This is a genomic window from Inquilinus limosus MP06, from assembly GCF_000767795.1.
Lineage (GTDB): Bacteria > Pseudomonadota > Alphaproteobacteria > DSM-16000 > Inquilinaceae > Inquilinus > Inquilinus limosus_E.
Window position 1 is genome coordinate 1 of record NZ_JANX01001122.1, and the last position, 678, is coordinate 678.

The window sequence follows — 678 nt, forward strand, 5'->3', positions numbered from 1 at the left end:
ATCTTCGCCGGCAGCATCGCCGCATTGGCCAGGTGGAACATGGCGATGCAGCCGGCGAAGATGACCAGCCGTGCGGTTGCGCGCCAGCGCGGCGAGGCCGGCGGCCGAGGCCTTCAGCCCCTTGCCCTCGCGCCGCGGCGGGGCCGGCGCCGGCCGGATCTCCTGCGGCCGGATCCGCGTGAGCGCGAACAGCGCCGGCGCCACCAGCGCCGTCGCCAGGAAGAACACCGCCTGGCTGGACAGGTACTGGCCGCACAGCCCCATCACCGCCGCGGCGATGCCGGTGCCGGCCGAGGCGAAGGCGGCGTTGCGGCCCAGCCGCTCGCTCATCCCCGCAGGACCGGCCAGGCCGAGGCTGAGCGAGACGATGGCGAAGCTGACGATGCAGCTGGCCGCCGCATGCAGCACGCGCGAGGCCAGCACCACCGGGAAGATCGGCCAGGCGGCGAAGGCGAAGGCGGCGACGCCGATCGCCGCCAGCGCCACGGCCGCCGTCGCCCGCACCGAGCGGACCGAGTCGACGAAGGCGCCGAGCGGCACCTGGCCCACCAGCCCGACCAGGCCGCTGACGGTGAGCACCAGCCCGATATCGACCTGGGTCCAGCGCTGCGTCGTCAGGAACACGGCGACGAAGGCGCCGAAGCCGGTCTGGACATCGGCGACGAAGAACACGAACCA

1 protein-coding gene is annotated in these 678 nt (G+C 73.7%); it reads right to left on the reverse strand.

What is annotated here, in order from left to right; genetic code table 11:
- The coding region (locus P409_RS35570; RefSeq protein ID WP_152613738.1) for an MFS transporter at nt 1-678 on the reverse strand (678 nt) is incomplete at both ends.